This window comes from Streptomyces sp. NBC_01296, assembly GCF_035984415.1.
In the GTDB taxonomy this organism is placed as follows: domain Bacteria; phylum Actinomycetota; class Actinomycetes; order Streptomycetales; family Streptomycetaceae; genus Streptomyces.
On record NZ_CP130720.1, the window covers coordinates 2,229,165 to 2,244,592 of the forward strand.

At 76.1% G+C, this 15,428-nt stretch carries 11 protein-coding genes and 1 tRNA gene; 8 read left to right on the top strand and 4 right to left on the bottom strand.

Annotated features, from left to right (window positions below):
* Positions 1–28: 28 nt before the first annotated feature.
* Both OG299_RS10305 and OG299_RS10310 read right to left on the bottom strand, forming a co-directional pair.
* Positions 29–1,150, bottom strand: coding sequence for a M24 family metallopeptidase (locus OG299_RS10305; protein ID WP_327361309.1), 1,122 nt, complete (start codon positions 1,148–1,150; stop codon positions 29–31).
* A 39-nt stretch (positions 1,151–1,189) separates the two neighbouring features.
* Complete coding sequence (locus OG299_RS10310) at positions 1,190–2,035, bottom strand: LysR family transcriptional regulator (RefSeq protein WP_266634323.1); 846 nt, start codon at positions 2,033–2,035, stop codon at positions 1,190–1,192.
* Between the two features lie 127 nt (positions 2,036–2,162).
* On the opposite strand from OG299_RS10310, the gene OG299_RS10315 reads away from it, so the two are divergent.
* From OG299_RS10315 to OG299_RS10325, 3 genes are all read left to right on the top strand, one after another.
* Positions 2,163–2,678, top strand: a complete 516-nt coding sequence (locus tag OG299_RS10315) for a hypothetical protein (protein WP_266634321.1) — start codon at positions 2,163–2,165, stop codon at positions 2,676–2,678.
* Between the two features lie 86 nt (positions 2,679–2,764).
* Positions 2,765–3,547, top strand: a complete 783-nt coding sequence (locus OG299_RS10320; RefSeq protein ID WP_327361310.1) for a CTP synthase C-terminal region-related (seleno)protein — start codon at positions 2,765–2,767, stop codon at positions 3,545–3,547.
* A 74-nt stretch (positions 3,548–3,621) separates the two neighbouring features.
* Positions 3,622–3,694, top strand: a tRNA-His gene (locus OG299_RS10325).
* Between the two features lie 60 nt (positions 3,695–3,754).
* On the opposite strand, the gene OG299_RS10330 is transcribed toward OG299_RS10325, so the two are convergent.
* On the bottom strand, positions 3,755–4,510 hold the full coding sequence (locus OG299_RS10330; protein ID WP_327361311.1) for an alpha/beta fold hydrolase: 756 nt from the start codon (positions 4,508–4,510) through the stop codon (positions 3,755–3,757).
* Positions 4,511–4,582: 72 nt separating this feature from the next.
* Here OG299_RS10330 and OG299_RS10335 point away from each other — a divergent pair, with 72 nt between their 5' ends.
* Complete coding sequence (locus OG299_RS10335) at positions 4,583–5,320, top strand: hypothetical protein (RefSeq protein WP_327361312.1); 738 nt, start codon at positions 4,583–4,585, stop codon at positions 5,318–5,320.
* Here the strand turns inward: OG299_RS10335 and OG299_RS10340 are convergent.
* Positions 5,307–7,367: a phosphocholine-specific phospholipase C gene (locus OG299_RS10340; RefSeq protein ID WP_327361313.1), complete on the bottom strand. Its 2,061-nt coding sequence runs from the start codon at positions 7,365–7,367 to the stop codon at positions 5,307–5,309. The two genes, OG299_RS10335 and OG299_RS10340, sit on opposite strands and share 14 nt — an antisense overlap.
* A 187-nt stretch (positions 7,368–7,554) precedes the next feature.
* Between OG299_RS10340 and OG299_RS10345 the strand changes: the two genes are divergently transcribed.
* Genes OG299_RS10345 through OG299_RS10360 form a run of 4 tightly spaced genes read left to right on the top strand, consistent with a single transcriptional unit; the run spans position 7,555 to position 15,407 of the window.
* Positions 7,555–9,897: a thioesterase domain-containing protein gene (locus OG299_RS10345; protein WP_327361314.1), complete on the top strand. Its 2,343-nt coding sequence runs from the start codon at positions 7,555–7,557 to the stop codon at positions 9,895–9,897.
* Between the two features lies 1 nt (position 9,898).
* Entirely contained in the window at positions 9,899–11,209 is a 1,311-nt protein-coding gene (locus OG299_RS10350) for a TRAFAC clade GTPase domain-containing protein (protein ID WP_266634309.1), read from the top strand.
* Positions 11,206–13,743 carry a GTPase-associated protein 1-related protein gene (locus OG299_RS10355; RefSeq protein WP_327361315.1) on the top strand — a complete coding sequence of 846 codons (2,538 nt, stop codon included), beginning with the start codon at positions 11,206–11,208 and terminating at the stop codon, positions 13,741–13,743. Before OG299_RS10350 ends, OG299_RS10355 begins: the two co-directional genes overlap by 4 nt.
* Positions 13,734–15,407, top strand: coding sequence for a TRAFAC clade GTPase domain-containing protein (locus OG299_RS10360; RefSeq protein ID WP_327361316.1), 1,674 nt, complete (start codon positions 13,734–13,736; stop codon positions 15,405–15,407). The genes OG299_RS10355 and OG299_RS10360 overlap by 10 nt, the downstream gene beginning before the upstream one ends.
* The last annotated feature ends 21 nt before the right edge of the window (positions 15,408–15,428 follow it).

Genomic DNA, 15,428 nt, shown 5'->3' on the forward strand with positions numbered 1-15,428 from the left:
CCTGCGGCATTGCTCCGGCCTGCGACTCCTACTCCACGACCGCCAGCTCCCGCGGGGCGTTGTTGAAGCTGCGGCCGCCGTCCTCCGTGACCGTCACGATGTCCTCGATGCGCACCCCGAAGCGGCCGGGGAGGTAGATGCCGGGCTCCACGGAGAAGCACATCCCGGGAACCAGGGGCTGCTCCTCGCCCTCGACCATGTACGGGGGTTCGTGGGTGGTCACGCCGATGCCGTGGCCCGTGCGGTGGATGAACCGGTCTCCGTAGCCGAACTCGGTGATCACCGCGCGGGCCGCCCGGTCCACGTCCTGGCAGGCGATGCCCGGGCGGACGGCCGCGGAGGCCGTCTGCTGGGCCTGGCGGACGATGTCGTGGACGCGCTGCTCCTCGGCGCTCGGCTCGCCGACGTGCACGGTGCGGGAGATGTCGGAGCCGTACCCGTGCTTGAGCCCGCCGAAGTCGAGGACCACCATGTCGCCGTGCCCGATGGTGCGCTCGCCGGCCTCGTGGTGCGGGTTGGCCCCGTTGGGGCCGGAGCCGACGACCGTGAAGTCCACCTGGGAGTGGCCGTGTTCGCGCAGCAGAGCGGCCAGGTCGGCGGCGATGTCGGTCTCCCGGCGTCCTGCGAAGGGGACCTTGAGGATCTGCGCGTACGCCGCGTCCGCGGCCGCGCCGGCCGCCGCGAGCCGTTCCAGCTCCCGCTGGTCCTTGACCGCGCGGAGCATCGGCAGGACGTCGGTGAGGGGGGCGTACGAGGTGGCCGGCAACTCCCGCTGGAGGCCGAGCAGATGCATGGCCCAGGTGTTGTCGCTGACCCCGAAGCGGCCGCCCACGTCGAGGAGCGGCGCGGTGACTCCGTACGGGTTCTTCCCGTCGGCCCAGTCGCGCAGGGTCAGCGCGGGCGCCGCGGGGGCCTTGGCCGCGTCGGGGGCTTCCAGGGCGGGCACGACGAGGACGGGCTCCTGCCCGGCGGCGAGCACGAGCACGGTCAGCCGCTCGGTGTCGATCGGCCGGTAGCCGGTGAGGTGGGCGAGGTCGGGCCCGGGGGCGATGAGCAGCCCGGCCAGCCCGGCATCGGCGGCGCTCTGTGCGGCGGCGGCCATCCGGGCGGCGTAGTCGGCGTGCGTGAACGGATCGGGTTCGAGGTCCATGGTGCGATCCTGCCGCCGCGCCGGGCCGCGCGCGAGTGGTTACCGGGACGGGGTGAGGCGGGCGGCGAGGGCGGCGGCCGCGGGGGGCGGGGTGCCGGGGGCGAGGAGTTCCGTACGGTGCACCAGGCGCGGGTCGGACAGCGGTACGGCGACCCCGGCCCCGGCTGCCTCGGCCATCCGGCGCGGCAGCAGGACCAGGCCGTGCCCGGCGGCGGCGAGGGCGCACAGGGCGTGCAGGTCGGTGCCGTCGTAGCGCAGGGCCGGAGCGGTCCGGACGGCGGCGGGCAGCGGCGCCGCGCCGGGGGCGTCGATCCAGCGGGCGTCGGCGAGGTCGTCCAGCCGGAGCGCGGCCCGGCCGGCGAACGGGTGCCCGGCCGGGAGCAGTACGGCGAGCTCCTCCTCGCCGACGCCGGTCACGGTGAGCGGGGCCACGTCGGGCAGCCGCAGCGGGTCGCTGGGCGCGGCGAGGCCGTCGACCAGGCCGAGGTCGCAGCCGCCGGTGGCGACGGCGGCCGGCACCTCGGCGGCCGGCAGCACCCGCAGCGCCACCCCGGTGGCCGGCAGCGCGGCCAGCAGCCGGGGTCCGACGCAGAGCGGGGACGCGGCGAGGGTGACCTGCCCGGGCGGCGCGGCGGCCAGCCGCAGCACATCGGCCCGGGCCGCGTCGAGCCGCAGCAGCAGCGGACCGGCGTGCTCCAGCAGCCGCACCCCGGCCGGGGTCGGCTCCACGGGCCGCCGGGTGAGGAGCTCGGCGCGCAGGTCGCCCTCGAGGGCGGCGATGTGCTGGGAGACGGCGGACTGGGTGTAGCCGAGCTCACGGGCGGCGGCGGAGAAGGAGGACAGCCGGGCGACGGTGACGAAGGTGCGGAGCAGGTGCGGATCCATGGCGCCAGCGTGCCACCGGCCCGGGGCCCGGCCGCGCCCCGGAAGTCCGCCGCCCGCCGCGCCCCGGAAGTCCGCCGCCCGGCGCGCCCGGCCGGCGGCGGGACGCGGCGTCCGTATCGTGGACGGGGTGAGCATCCCCAGTGGCCCGTCCGCAGGCCGCAGCAGGCCACAGGGCACGTCCCGGACCGACTCCGCCGGCGCCGTGTACGGCTCCCTCCTCGCCACCTCCGTGGTGGCCACCGCAAGTACCGTCGGGGACCATCCGCGGCTCCACCTCGTCATCCTCCTGCTCATCACGGGTCTGGTGTTCTGGGCCACCCACGTGTACGCCGAGCTGGCGGGGGAACGGCTGGTCGGGCAGCCGTGGAGCCGGCACGAGATCCGCCGCGTCGCCCTGCACGAGTGGCCCATCGTCGAGGCCGCCGCCCTGCCCGCGGCCGCCGTGGCCGTCAGCGGTCTCCTCGGGCTGGACTACGTGGGGACGGCGTGGCTGGCCATGAGCGTGGCGGTGGCGCAGCAGGTCGTCTGGGCGTGCCTCGGTGCCGCCCGCGCCGGTGCCACCCGCGGCCAGCTGGCCGCCGAGGGGGTCGTCAACCTCGCCCTCGGCCTGATCCTCGTGGCCACCAAGGCCGCACTGAAGTAGCACGGGAACGGCGATCAGATCTGCTGATCGAACATGCAGGAACAATCGTTGGCGCTGAACCGGGGCCGGGTCGCAGGATGACCGGTATGACCACTGCACGGACCACCTCACGGGCCACCTCACGGGCCACCTCACCGGCCACTGCACGGACGACCCGGCCCGCCCGGGTCGCCCTCGTCGGCGACCGCTCCCCGCACGTGAAGTCCCACACCCGCGTCCCCGCGCTGCTCGACGCCCTCGCCTCCCGTGACGGGCTCGTCCTCGACGCGTACTGGATCCCCACCGGCGACGCCGCGGCCGAGGCCGCCTCCGGGGCCCTGGCCCGGTTCGACGCGGTCTGGCTGCTGCCCGGCAGCCCGTACGCCAGCGAGGCGGGGGCGCTCGCCGCGATCCGGGTCGCGCGGGAGGAGGGCATCCCGTTCCTCGGGACCTGCGGCGGCTTCCAGCACGCGCTGCTGGAGTACGCCCGCTCGGTCTGCGGGCTGGCCGGCGTCGCGCACGCCGAGAACGACCCGGGGGCCGAGGACCTGCTGATCGCGCCGCTCGCCTGTTCGCTCGTCGGCCACGAGGGCCTCGTACGGGCCGAGCCCGGGTCGCTCGCCGAGTCCGTGCTCGGCGCGGAGCGGTCCATGGAGCGCTACCACTGCAGCTACGGTCCGGAGCCGCGGTACCTGCCGGTGCTCACCGCCCACGGGCTGCGGCTGTCGGGGCACGACGAGGACGGGCAGGCGCGCATCGCGGAGCTGCCGGGACATCCCTTCTTCCTGGCGACGCTGTTCCAGCCCGAGCTGTCCGGGGACGGAAAGCGCCCGCACCCCGTCGTGAAGGCGCTCGCGGCGGCGGCCGTCGCGCGTGCCGCGGCCGGATAACGCGTGGCGGGACCACCCTCCTGATCAGCTATGCTGTGCATGCACATCGAACGGGCGGTCCGCCGCCCTTCGTGGTGGGTGTAGCTCAGTTGGTAGAGCACCTGGTTGTGGTCCAGGTGGCCGCGGGTTCAAGTCCCGTCACTCACCCTGATCCCCTGGGGGTACGAGGTTTCCTCGTACCCCCAGGGGCTTTTCTGCGTCCTCCCGCTACCCCCGCAGGAACGCCTCCACCGCGGCGGCGAAGGCGACCGGGGTCTCGTGCGGCGGGTAGTGACCGGCACCGGGGACGGGGTGGACCCGGCAGTTGGGGTACGAGACCTGCCAGGTGGCCCGCATCACCTCCGGGGTGAGGGCGAGGTCGTACTCCCCGACGAGGACCAGCACCGGGACCGTACTGCCCTTCACGGCGGCGGACAGGTCCAGCGGCTGCCAGCTCGCGAGGTACGCGGCGAAGGCCTCCGGTCGGGAGACGGCGAGGGAGTGCGCGATCATCCGGTCCAGCCAGTGGCGGCTCGCGCGGTGGCCCGTGACGAGGTCGAGGATGGTCCGCCGGTTCTCGGCGCTGTCGGCGGCGCCGTAAAAGAGGGCGTGGGTGGCGTCGTCCATCTCGTAGGGGCCGGCGGGGACCGGGTTGATCCCGATCAGCTTCTCGATCCGCTCGGGGGCCCGGACCAGGACCTGCTGCATCGCCTTGCCGCCCATGGAGTGGCCCATGAGGGAGAAGGTGTCCCAGCCGATCTCGTCGGCGAGCGCGAGCACGTCGTCGGCGATCTCGGGGACGGTGTGGCGGCCGGCGACGTCCCTGCGGTCGCCGTAGCCGCGGTAGTCGAGGAAGGCGTACGAGAACGCCTCGGGGTCGAAGTAGTCCAGTACGGAGCCCCAGTTGGCGGAGGTGCCGAACCAGTCGTGCAGCACGATGACGCGGACGGGGCCGGTGCCGATCCTGCGGTGGGCGATGGCCATGCGTTCTCCCTCTGTGGCGGGGCGGTGGGAACTGCCGCCGTACCTTCTGCCCGGCGCACCTACGATCACACCGTGAAGCCGATATCCCGTGCGGTCCGCGCCGTCGTCAGCAGCAGCCGCACCGACGGGCAGGCACACCCGCACCACCCCGCGGAGTACGGGATCACCGACCCCGAACAGGTCCGGGAGCTGCTCGCGACGTGGCCCGACGACACCGGGGCCGCAGATCACTTCGCCTGCATGTGCCTCGGCCACGAGGGCCGGGTGACGCTGTACGAGGCGAGCGGACAGCTCGTACGGACCGTGCACGTTTCCCCTTCCGAGCCGATGGCGCACCTCCTCGACCCCGCCGACGCGGACGGGATCCCGGGCAGGCACCGCACCGGCTGGGCGCAGGCAGCGCCCGCGGGGCTGCGCGAGTACGCCGGGGCCATGGCCCTCGGGAGCGCGCCGGACAACCGTCCCGCGGTGCCGCTCTCCGTGGTCTTCGGCTGGCTCGGCACGCCGCTCCCGCACGAGGCGGATGCCGCCTCGGTCCTGGCCGTCGAAGCGCCGATGCGGCTGCTCGCCGACGAGCCCACGGACGAACTCGCCTGGGCGGTCCGGGAATCCGGTCGCGTCGGCCTGGAGGGGGCCGTACGGTTCTTCGCGAGCGAGGAGTTCACCACCCGCCACCCCAAGCGCCGCCGGGTCCCGGACACCGCCCGCAACCTTTTGCTGGCGCACGCCCGCAGCCACCGCCCCACCGACCTCCCGGTCCTGGAGCGGCGGCTGCTGCGCACACCGGACGACCGCGTCAGACGGTCTTGATCGCCGGGTCGGAGAGGCCCGGGGCGCCCGTTTCGACGTGGCCCGCGAAGCGGCGGAGGAAGGTGCTGTCCGCGTCGGAGACGACCTTCACGTCGTACCAGCGGCCCGTGGTGCTCAGGTCCGCCGTGTACGCGGCCGTGCCGCCCGCCGCGACGCGGAGGGTCTGGGTCGCGCCTCCGTAGCCGTTGGTCACCGTGAGGTTGACCGCCGCCGAGCCGGAGTTGGTCAGCGTCAGCTTCAGGTTGCCGGTGGCCGCGTCGTGGCGGGCCGTGGCCTCCGGTCCGGCCTTCTTCGCCGGGCCCTTCCAGGTGCGCAGGAACCCGTTCGGGCCCCAGACCGACAGGTTGATCTGGTTCGCGGTGGAGCTGCTGGTGCTCCAGGTGTCGACAAGGGTCTTGCCCGCCTCGACCGTGTAGGGCCAGGGGCCGTCCGTCCGGTTGCCCGAGGTGCTGTGGAAGTGGGCGCCGAGGGTGGGGCCGGAGGAGAAGGTCAGGGTGAACTTGCCCGTGGAGACCGTGGCCTTGCCGTCCACGTACGGGGCGTAGCCCAGCGCGCGCGTGGGCTTGCCGCCCGCCTCCTGCCGGGGCAAGGTGCCCGTCGCCGGCGGGACCGGGTGGTAGGACGGGTGGGCGTTGTGGTCCGGCGGAACGTAGCCCGCCGTGGAGGGCAGGGCCGCGGGCGAGGCGTCCGCCCTCGAGAAGTCGAACGCCGAGGTCAGGTCACCGCAGACCGCGCGGCGCCACGGCGAGATGTTGGGCTCCTGCACCCCGAAGCGCTTCTCCATGAAGCGGATCACCGAGGTGTGGTCGAAGGTCTCGGAGCAGACGTAGCCGCCCTTGCTCCACGGGGAGACGACGATCATCGGGACGCGCGGGCCGAGTCCGTACGGGCCGGCCGCGTAGCCGCCGCCCCCGGCGTAGAGGTCCTTCGAGACGTCGGCCGTGGACAGGCCCCACGCCGAGGACGCTGGCGGGTACGGCGGGACGACGTGGTCGAAGAAGCCGTCGTTCTCGTCGTAGGTGATGAAGAACGCCGTCTTCGCCCACACCGCCGGGTTCGCGGTCAGCGCGTCCAGGACCTGCGAGATGTACCAGGCACCGAAGTTGACCGGCCAGTTCGGGTGCTCGCTGAAGGCCTCGGGGGCGGCGATCCAGGAGACCTGGGGCAGCGTGCCGTTCACGACGTCGGCGCGCAGCTTGTCGAAGTAGCCCTCGCCCGCCTTGGCGTTGGTGCCCGTACGGGCCTTCTCGTACAGGGGGCTGCCGGGCTGCGCGCCCCGGTAGTTGTTGAAGTACAGCAGCGAGTTGTCGCCGTAGTTGCCGCGGAAGGCGTCGCTGATCCAGCCCCACCCGCCGGCCGCGTTCAGGCCGTCGCCGATGTCCTGGTAGATCTTCCAGGAGACCCCGGCCGCCTCCAGGCGCTCCGGGTAGGTCTTCCAGCCGTAGCCGGCCTCCTGGTTGCCGAGGACCGGGCCGCCGCCGGTGCCGTCGTTGCCCGTGTGGCCAGTCCACAGGTAGTAGCGGTTCGGGTCGGTCGCGCCGATGAAGGAGCAGTGGTAGGCGTCGCACACCGTGAAGGCGTCGGCGAGCGCGTAGTGGAACGGGATGTCGTTCCGCGTCATGTACGACATGGTCGTGGCCGTCTTGGCCGGGACCCACTTGTCGTACTTACCGTTGTTGTACGCCGCGTGGCCGCCGGCCCAGTCGTGGTTCAGGCCCTCGACGAACTGCATGCCCAGGTCGTTGACCTGCGGGTTGAAGGGGAGGATGTCCTTCGTGCCGTTGGACTGGTAGAAGACGGACTTCCCGTTGTCCTGGAGCACCGGACGCGGGTCGCCGAAGCCCCGTACGCCCTTCATCGAGCCGAAGTACTGGTCGAAGGACCGGTTCTCCTGCATGAGGACCACGATGTGCTCGATGTCCTGGATGGTGCCGGTGCTGCCCTGTGCCGGGATGGCGGCCGCGCGCGCGATGCTCTCGTTCAGCATCGCGGCTGCGGCGGTTCCGCCCGCGATCTGCAGGAACCTGCGGCGATTGAGCTCAGCCATGGGGGACGACCTCTGCGAGTGAGGGGGGGTGTCGAGGGGCGACCCAAGGACAGCGGTCCCGGGGTACCGGACGGAGATCAGTTCGTGACGCCGCGCGGTACAGCTGGAGAACGGAAAGACCTCCCGGACGGTCCGCGCATCTGCTGAAATGACCTCCCAAACACACTGCACGGGGGGTGCGGAGCAGATGGCGGGGACCGAGTTCGGGCATGCCCTGGGGCGGTCCCGTGCGCTTTCCGGCCTGCCGGCTGCTCCGCTGGTGGCACGGTACGGGGAACTCGTGGCGGTGCAACAGGCCCTGGGCTTACGCCACTTGGGCGAGTTACTGGTTCCGGCCGGCGGGCGGCTGCGGGTGCTCGACGGGATCTTCGCCGTCGAAGGTCCGGGGCGCTGGCGCCATGTGGGGGCCGCGGCCCTGCGGGGGCTGCGGGCCTCCCGGGAGGCTGCCGTGGCGGGTTCCGGGGCAGGCGCCGGGGCCGGGGCGCTGCTGGAGCGGCTGGCCGGGATCCAGGAGCGGGATCCGGCCGCGCTGCGGCGGATCCTGCTGTACCAGCTGGTGCAGCTGCTCCACGACCACCCCCGGGGGGACCTGCCGGACACGGCCGCCGGGTTCGGGGTCGACCCCGACGAGACGGCGGCCCTGGTGCACGCCGCCGCGCGGAGCCCCCGGCTGGATCCGGCGCAGCGGGCGGCCGCCGAGGGGCTGGAGGACGTGTGGCTGGCCGGGCGGGTGCGCGCCGCCGCCCGGAGCGCCGCCGTACTGCCGCCGTCGCTGGGCGGCGGGGATCCGCTGCTGGCGCGGCGGCTGGCCGAGCTGGCCGGGCGGGTACGGGCCGCCGATGCGCTGCTGGACGAGGCGCGGGAGTACGAGGACCGCGAGGATCCGGAGCGGGCCGCCGCGGCGTACGCGCAGGCGGCCCGGCTGGCCTGGGACTGCCCGCGCGCGGTGCGGGGCCTGGTCCGCACCCACCGCCCGGCCGACGGGGACCCCGGGCCGCTGGAGGCCCGGCCCCTGCCCGGCGGGGTCGCCCTGCGCAGACCGCCGGGCGCCGACCCGGACGGGACCTGGCGGGTGGTCCGGCTGACCCGGCGCGAGCCGCTCACCACACCGCTGCCGGAGGTGCCCGGGCCGCTCGGCGCGGGACCGCTGACGGACCGGCGGGCCCCGCTCGGGCGCGAGGTCCGGTACGTGGCCCTCCCGGCCGGGGACGGCACCCCCCTGATCAGTGCTCCGCTGCTCGTGGCCCCCGAGGTGGCGGAGCTCCGCCTCGCCGACGGCCGCTCCCGCATCGAAGCCTCCTGGCTCCGCCCGCCCGGCGCGACGGGGGTACGGGCGACCCTGACCGACCCCGACGGCCGCACGACGAACCTCGGTTCCCCGACGCCGACCGGCCCGGCGGGCGCGGCAGGCGCGGCCGAAGCCGGTGCCGAGGCCGGCAGGCCCGGCGCGGGCGCCGGGAGCGGGCCGGGCGCCGGCGGGTCCGGCCGGGAGGGCGTGCGGGCCGACGGGCTCGGGCCCGGTGACTACGTGGTGCGGGTGCGGTGCCGGTATGCGGGGGTGGGCGGCGAGGTGCTGTCCGGCGGGGTCGAGGCGGCCGTCGCCGTACATCCCTGGCCGGAGCCGGTGACCGGCCTCGGCACGGTTGCCCGGGACCCGGGCGGGCTGGAGTTCCGGTGGACGGGGGGCGCGGGGGCCGACGTACGGCTCGTGCAGTGGCCGGGCGCGGTCCCCGCCGAGGGGGCCGAGCTGGCGGTCGACGCACTGCCGGCGGCGCTGCCCTGGGTGGATGCGGACGGCATCGCCGAGCCGCCGCCCGGCACGCTGGCCACCGTCAGCGCCGTGGCCGTCCTGGGCGAGCGGGCACTGGCCGGGCCGGGCGTGGTGGTCGAGGCCCCGGAACCGGTCACCGGGCTCACGGCCCGGCGGACCGCCGCCGGGCGGGCCCGGATCAGCTTCGACTGGCCCGACGGCGCCGGCCGGGTCACGGTCGCGGTCGCCCCCGAGTCCGGCGGCGAGCGCACCGAACACCCCGTCGTACGGGCCGTGTTCCTGCGCGAAGGGCTGGAGCTGCCGGTCGGCCCCGGCGCCGTCCGCGTCACCGCGTACGCCGCCCCGCGCAGCGCGCTCGCCACCGCGGCCGCCCCGCGCGACGCCGAGCAGGCCGTCCTCCCGGCCGACGTGGCCATCGCGTACCGGCTCCTGCCCGGGCCCCGGCGGATGCTGCGCCGCGGTCCCGCCGTGCTCCGGGTGACCCTCCTCGCGCCCGGCGGGGATCCCGGCTCCGGGCTGCCCGACTTCGTCCTCGTCGCCGGAGCGGGCGGCGGTGCTGCCCGGCCCCACCGGCCGGTCGACGGCGCCGAGTTGTGCCGGGTGACCGGCGCCGAGCTCGCGGCCTCGGGGACCGTCGAGCGCGAGATCGCCCCCCGCGCGCCCGGCGGCCCGTACGCCGTGCGCGGTTTCCTCCTCGGCGGCCGTGCCGCCTCCGTCCGGCTCGACGAGCCCTCCCTCACCTCCCTGGTGGTCCGCTGACATGACCTCCGTCGTCTGCCCCTACTGCTTCGACCGTTCGGCCGCCGCCCGGCTGCCGTTCCGCTGCCAGATGTCCGCCACCGGGGTGCGCGGCGGGAAGCCGTGCACTGCGGAACTCGATGACATATGGGCGGAGTTCATGGGGCCGAGCGTGCCGCCCGCGCTGAAGATGCGCGGCCCGGTCTTCACCGCCCCGCGCGGCCTCGCCGGCCGTCTCGGCAGCGGCGGCGCCGCGCGGGCGGACTGTCCGCACTGCGGGGTGTCCACCCCGGTGCGGGTCTGCCTGCGCTGCCACAGCGACTTCCCGAGCGACTACACCGACCAGGACACCCGGATCATCGCCCTGCTGGGCCCCAAGGCCTCGGGCAAGAGCACGTACGTCTCCGTCCTGATCAACGAGCTGCGCAACCGGGTGGGCAGGGCGTACGGCGCCTCCATCACGGCGATGGGCGGCGAGACCCAGCGCCGGGACCGGGAGATGGCCGAGGACCTGTACGACCGGCTGCGGCTGCCGGAGGCGACGAGACCGGCGGCGCTCGGCTTCAACGACCCGCTGCTGTACCGGCTGAGCCTGCCGCTGCGCCGCCGGCTGCGCGGGGACGGCAGCCGGCACACCGCGCTCGTGTTCTTCGACGCGGCGGGCGAGGACCTCGCCAGCGCCGAGGCCATGGACCGGTACACGCACTACCTGGCGGCCGCCGACGGGATCATCCTGCTGGTGGACCCGCTGCAGATGCGGGCCGTACGGGACCAGCTGCCGGTGGACGCGGGGCTGCCGCTGCCCACGGTGGAGACCCCGCCGCAGCAGATCGCGGCGGACCTCGCGGCGCAGCTGCGGGCCCACGGGCGGGGCACCTCGCGCGGCCGGGTCACCACGCCCGTGGCGGTGGCGGTGACCAAGACGGACTCCCTGTTCTCGCTGGTGGGGCCGCACTCCCCGCTGCGGCGCAATGCCGGGCACGCGGGCGGTGCGGTGGACGACGAGGACCGGCTGGCGGTGCACGAGGAGATGCGGGGGCTGCTCGACGGCTGGGACTCGGGGGCGCTGTACCGCCAGCTGGACCGGGACTTCGCCCGGCTGTCGCTGTTCGGGCTCTCGGCGCTCGGCTCCCCGCCGCCCGCGCACGCCCCTGCGGACGCCCCGAAGTCGGGGCCGCAGCCGCTGCGCGTGGAGGACCCGCTGCTGTGGCTGCTGGGGCTGGGCGGGCTGCTGCCGCGCACCGGGACCGGCGGCGCGGGCCGGAGCACGGCGGCGGCCGCGGGCGCCGGCGCGACGGCGCACCGGTCGCACGCGTCGGGAGGAGAGGCATGAACCTCGCGCAGATGCACTACACCTCGGCGCCGCCGGGTCCCGACGGATCGGGTTTCCGGTTCACCGCCGTCAGCCCCGGGGTGCCCGCCTCGCTGCTGCGCGAGGCCGAGCAGCTGATCGGGTACGAGCCGCCCCGCGAGGCGCCGCCGCGCCCGAGCGCGGACCAACTGGGCGCCTTCCCGCAGGCCTTGAGCCTGAACGTGCTCGCCGACGGCAGCCGGCTGCTGGCCCGCTCCGTGTACACGGGCGCCGACTACAGCGGCCGCTGGGGCAACTTCCACGCCCACGCGGTACATCTGCCGCAGCCCGCCGACCCGGACCGGCCCGCACCCTGGCCGCTGCCGATCACCTCCTGGGGCTCCCGGCAGTGGGCGGCCGATTCCCCGCCGGCCGGGGCGCCCGTACCGCCGCTGGCATCGGTGCCGGCCCCGGGCCCGCTCGACGTCGGCGCGCTGGCGGCCTTCGTGAGCGCGCGCGGGCGCTGGCTCGCCGGGTTCTTCGCCGACGTACGGCGGCTCGTCGAGGACCCGGCCGCCCCGCAGCTCGTCCTGGTGGAGCAGGACAGCGAGGCCGTGGCCTGGTGGATCCTGCTCGCCTGCAGCGTGCTGCCGCACCGGCGCGGCCAGTGGCTCACCTTCACCACCTACACCCGGCGGCCGCAGCTCGCCCGGCAGCAGATCATCGGCGTGGTGCCGGAGGACGGCCTGAGCCTCGCCGGGCAGGAGCACCGCTACCGGGTGTACGACGCCGCCCGCGCGGCGGCCCCCGCACCGGATCCCGACCCGTGGGCGCAGACCGCCGCGCTGATCTGGCGGGCGCAGCGGCAGGACCTCTTCGCGGACGTCCGGCGGCTGCCCGGTGAGCGGTCCGGGCCGTACGAGGCGGGTCCGCTGGCCGCGCTCGCGCTCGCCGCGGGCATCGGGCTGGACTCGGCGGGCCGGGCCGCGGCCGCCGACTGGGCCGCCGGACACCGGGATGCGCTGGACGGCGTACGGCTGCAGGCGCTGGCCCGGGCTCTGGGCGGCCCGGCCGGTGACCGGGGCCCCGAGGAGGCCGCCGCGAGCGGGCGGCTGCTGACGGCCCTGGCCGGCTGGGCACCCCCGGCGGTGAGCGAGCCGCTGCTGGAGCTGGCCCTGGCCGGGGCGGTGCGCTCGGGCGGCGCCCTCCCGCCCGCCGGGGAGCTGGGCGAGGCCGCCCGGGCCCGGCTCGCGGCCGGGCTGGGGCCGGAGCTGCGGGCGGCGCTCACCGACCCGGAGCGCGAACCGGACGAGCGGGTCGACCTGTTGCGGCTCGCCGGCGAGCTCGGGGTGGGCAGCACGGATCTCCTGCCCGATGTGGCACGGCAGTTGGCGCGCGCCCTGATCGCCGATCCCGAGCGGGCGTTCGGGGAGGCGGTACGGGCCGTGCTGGCGGAGCCGGCGCAGCTGCGGGAGCAGGCCGGGCTGCGGGGCCTCGTACTCGACCGGCTCGACGCGCTCGCGGCGGGCGATCCGGCCGCGGGGGCCCGGCTGTTCGCCCTCACCCCGCTGCGGCTGACCGGGGCCGAGGCGCTGCCGCATCTGCGGATGTGCGCGCAGGCGCCCGCGGTGGCCGGGGCGGGCGGGGCTGCCGGGGCGGGCGGGGACCGGGTGAAGGCGCTGACCGGGCTCGTGGAGGCTTCCGGCGCCTCGCTGGAGGAGGAGCCGCTGGTGCTGCGCACGGCGATGCGGCTGGTGTGGGGCGGCGAGCCGCCGGGAGCGGGCGAGGCCTGGCTGGCCCTGTCCGCGCTGGGCGACCGGGCCCACCGGGAGGCCGGCACCTGGGAGCTGCTCGCGCAGGCGGCGGTCCGCGCCCCTGCCGACGACCGGTACGCGCAGGAGCTGGCGTTGGAGCTGCTGCGGCGGTTCTCCGCGGAACTCCCCGCCCCGCTGCGGTCCTCGCTGCTGCTGCTGGAGCTGGCCCGGAACCTGCGGGCCGGGGAGACGGGCGCGGGCTGGGTCCGCCAGGCCCTGGACCTGCGGACGCTGGACCCCACGCCGACGGCGCGGGAGCACGCCTATGCGGCGGTGGCCGACCGGCTGCTCGCCGAGGACCGGCCCGACAGCGAGCTGCGGGCCCTGATCGAGAGCAACGACGCCGAGCTGCTGGCCGCGTACCGGCGGGCCGCCCGGGAGCCGCAGGTCGCGGACCGGCTGAGGCGCGATCCCCGGTACGCGGCGGAGTGCTTCGTGACCTGGTCCTCCCAGCCCCAGGCGGGCCCGGTGTGGCAGGAGGCCCGCACCGACCTGCTCGACGGCGTGCTGCGGCCGGCCGTACGGGGCCTGGCGCCCGCGGAGCTCAAGGCGCTCGAGGAGGCCCTGGCCCGGCTCGGCGGCCGCTGGGCGGAGGACTTCCGCGGCTGGCAGCGGCCCGGCGCCTTCGGGCGGCTGCGCGACCGCTTCGGCGGCTCCGGGCGCCGCGGCGCGAAGCCCGCGCCCGGCAGCCCGCCGCTGCGGGGCGGCTCCGGCGGGCCCATCGTCCCGGGCCAATCCGCCGAGGAGGGCCGGTGGCCGTGAACGCGGGGCTCGTCCTGCAGATCCTCGGGGTGGCCACCGGCGCGATCGGGGCTGCCGTCTGCCTCGGGTACGGGCTGTGGCGGTTCCTGGCGCTGGCGCTGGGGGCCGCCTGGACCGCCCTGGGGCCGCGCACGCCCGGGAGCCCCGACCCGCGGGTCGGCCCGTACGGTGGCACGGAGCCGGGGCAACCCGCGTACTGGGCACGGCAGATGTGGACCGACGCTGGGGCCGCGGCGCGGGCGGCCGCGCACACCGTCCGGTACCTGCTGGTCCACCACTGGCTCGACGAGATCGTCCGCCACCGGCTGCTGAACGGGCGGGGCGGATCGACCGGGGACCGCGCCGGGAACGCCCTCGGACGGCTCCTGCTGCGGCTGCTCGCACCGGCGACGGCGCTGGCCGCGCTGTTGTCCGCCCTGCTGTCCTGCGCCCTGCTCCTCGGCGTCGCGCTGGCGTTCGCCGCCCAGCTGCTGCTGGTCTCGGCCGTGGCGCTGACCGGGGTGGCGGCCGGGCGGAGCGCGGAGCGGCTGTGGAAACTGGCCCGCGGCATCCGCATGAAGTGCCCCTACCCCGGCTGCTACCGGCCGTTCCCGCTGGCCGTGCACATCTGCCCGGGCTGCGGCGCCGCCCACCGCGAGCTGCGGCCCGGCCGGTACGGGGCGCTGCGGCGCGTCTGCCGCTGCGGGCGGGCGCTGCCCACCACCGCGCTCTCCGGGAGGCGGGGGCTCACCGCCCGCTGCCCGCACTGCGACCAGGGGCTGCCGCCGGCCGTGGGCACCACGCGGGTGGTGCACCTGCCGCTGATCGGGGGCACCTCGGCGGGGAAGACCATGCTGATGGCGGCGCTGCTCGACGGGCTGCGGGCCTGGTCGCACGAGTCGGCGCTGACGGTCGAGTTCGCGTCCCCCGCCGACCGGCGCGAGGCCAACACGCTGGGCCGGCAGGTGGAGTCGACGGGGTGGGCGCTGAAGACGCAGGGCGGGCAGCCCCGGGCGCTGATGCTGCTCGTCGGGCGCGGGCGCGGCCGGCTGCGACTGCTGCGGCGGCAGCGGCTGCTGTACCTGTACGACCCGATGGGCGAGTCGCTGCGCGATGCGGACACCACCCGGCGCCAGGAGTACCTGGCGCACGCGGACGGGGTCCTGCTGGTCGCGGACGTGCTGGCCTCGCCCGCCGTACGGCGCATCCTGCGCGGGGGCGACGGGCAGCTGGCGGTGGCCGCCCGGCCCGCCGACCTCGGTCCGGTGGAGACGTACGCGGGGTTCACCGGGGAGCTCCAGGGCCTCGGCGGCCGGCGGCGGCGCCTCGGCGTGGCGGCGGTGGTGACCAAGCGGGACGTGCTGGACCGGCTGGACTCGCTGCCGCGGCCGGTGGGCGCGGTCGACGCCTGGCTGGCCGAGATCGGGCTGGGCGAGCTGGTCCGGGCCTTGGGCCACGACTTCGCGGCGGCCCGCTACTGGGCGGTCAGCGCCCATGCCGCCACCGGGGCGGGCGCGCTGGCGTCCGAGCAGCGTCGGGCGGCGGAGCCGGTGCTGTGGCTGCTGTCGCGAACGGGGCTGCGGATCGGCGGGGCGGCGGCCGCGGCCGAGGAGCCGCGCCTGCCGCGCCTGCCCCGGCCGCGGGGCCGCACCGGCCGGCCGGCGGCAGATCGATCAAGCCTGTGACGCGGCCCGGGCCGAAGGCTA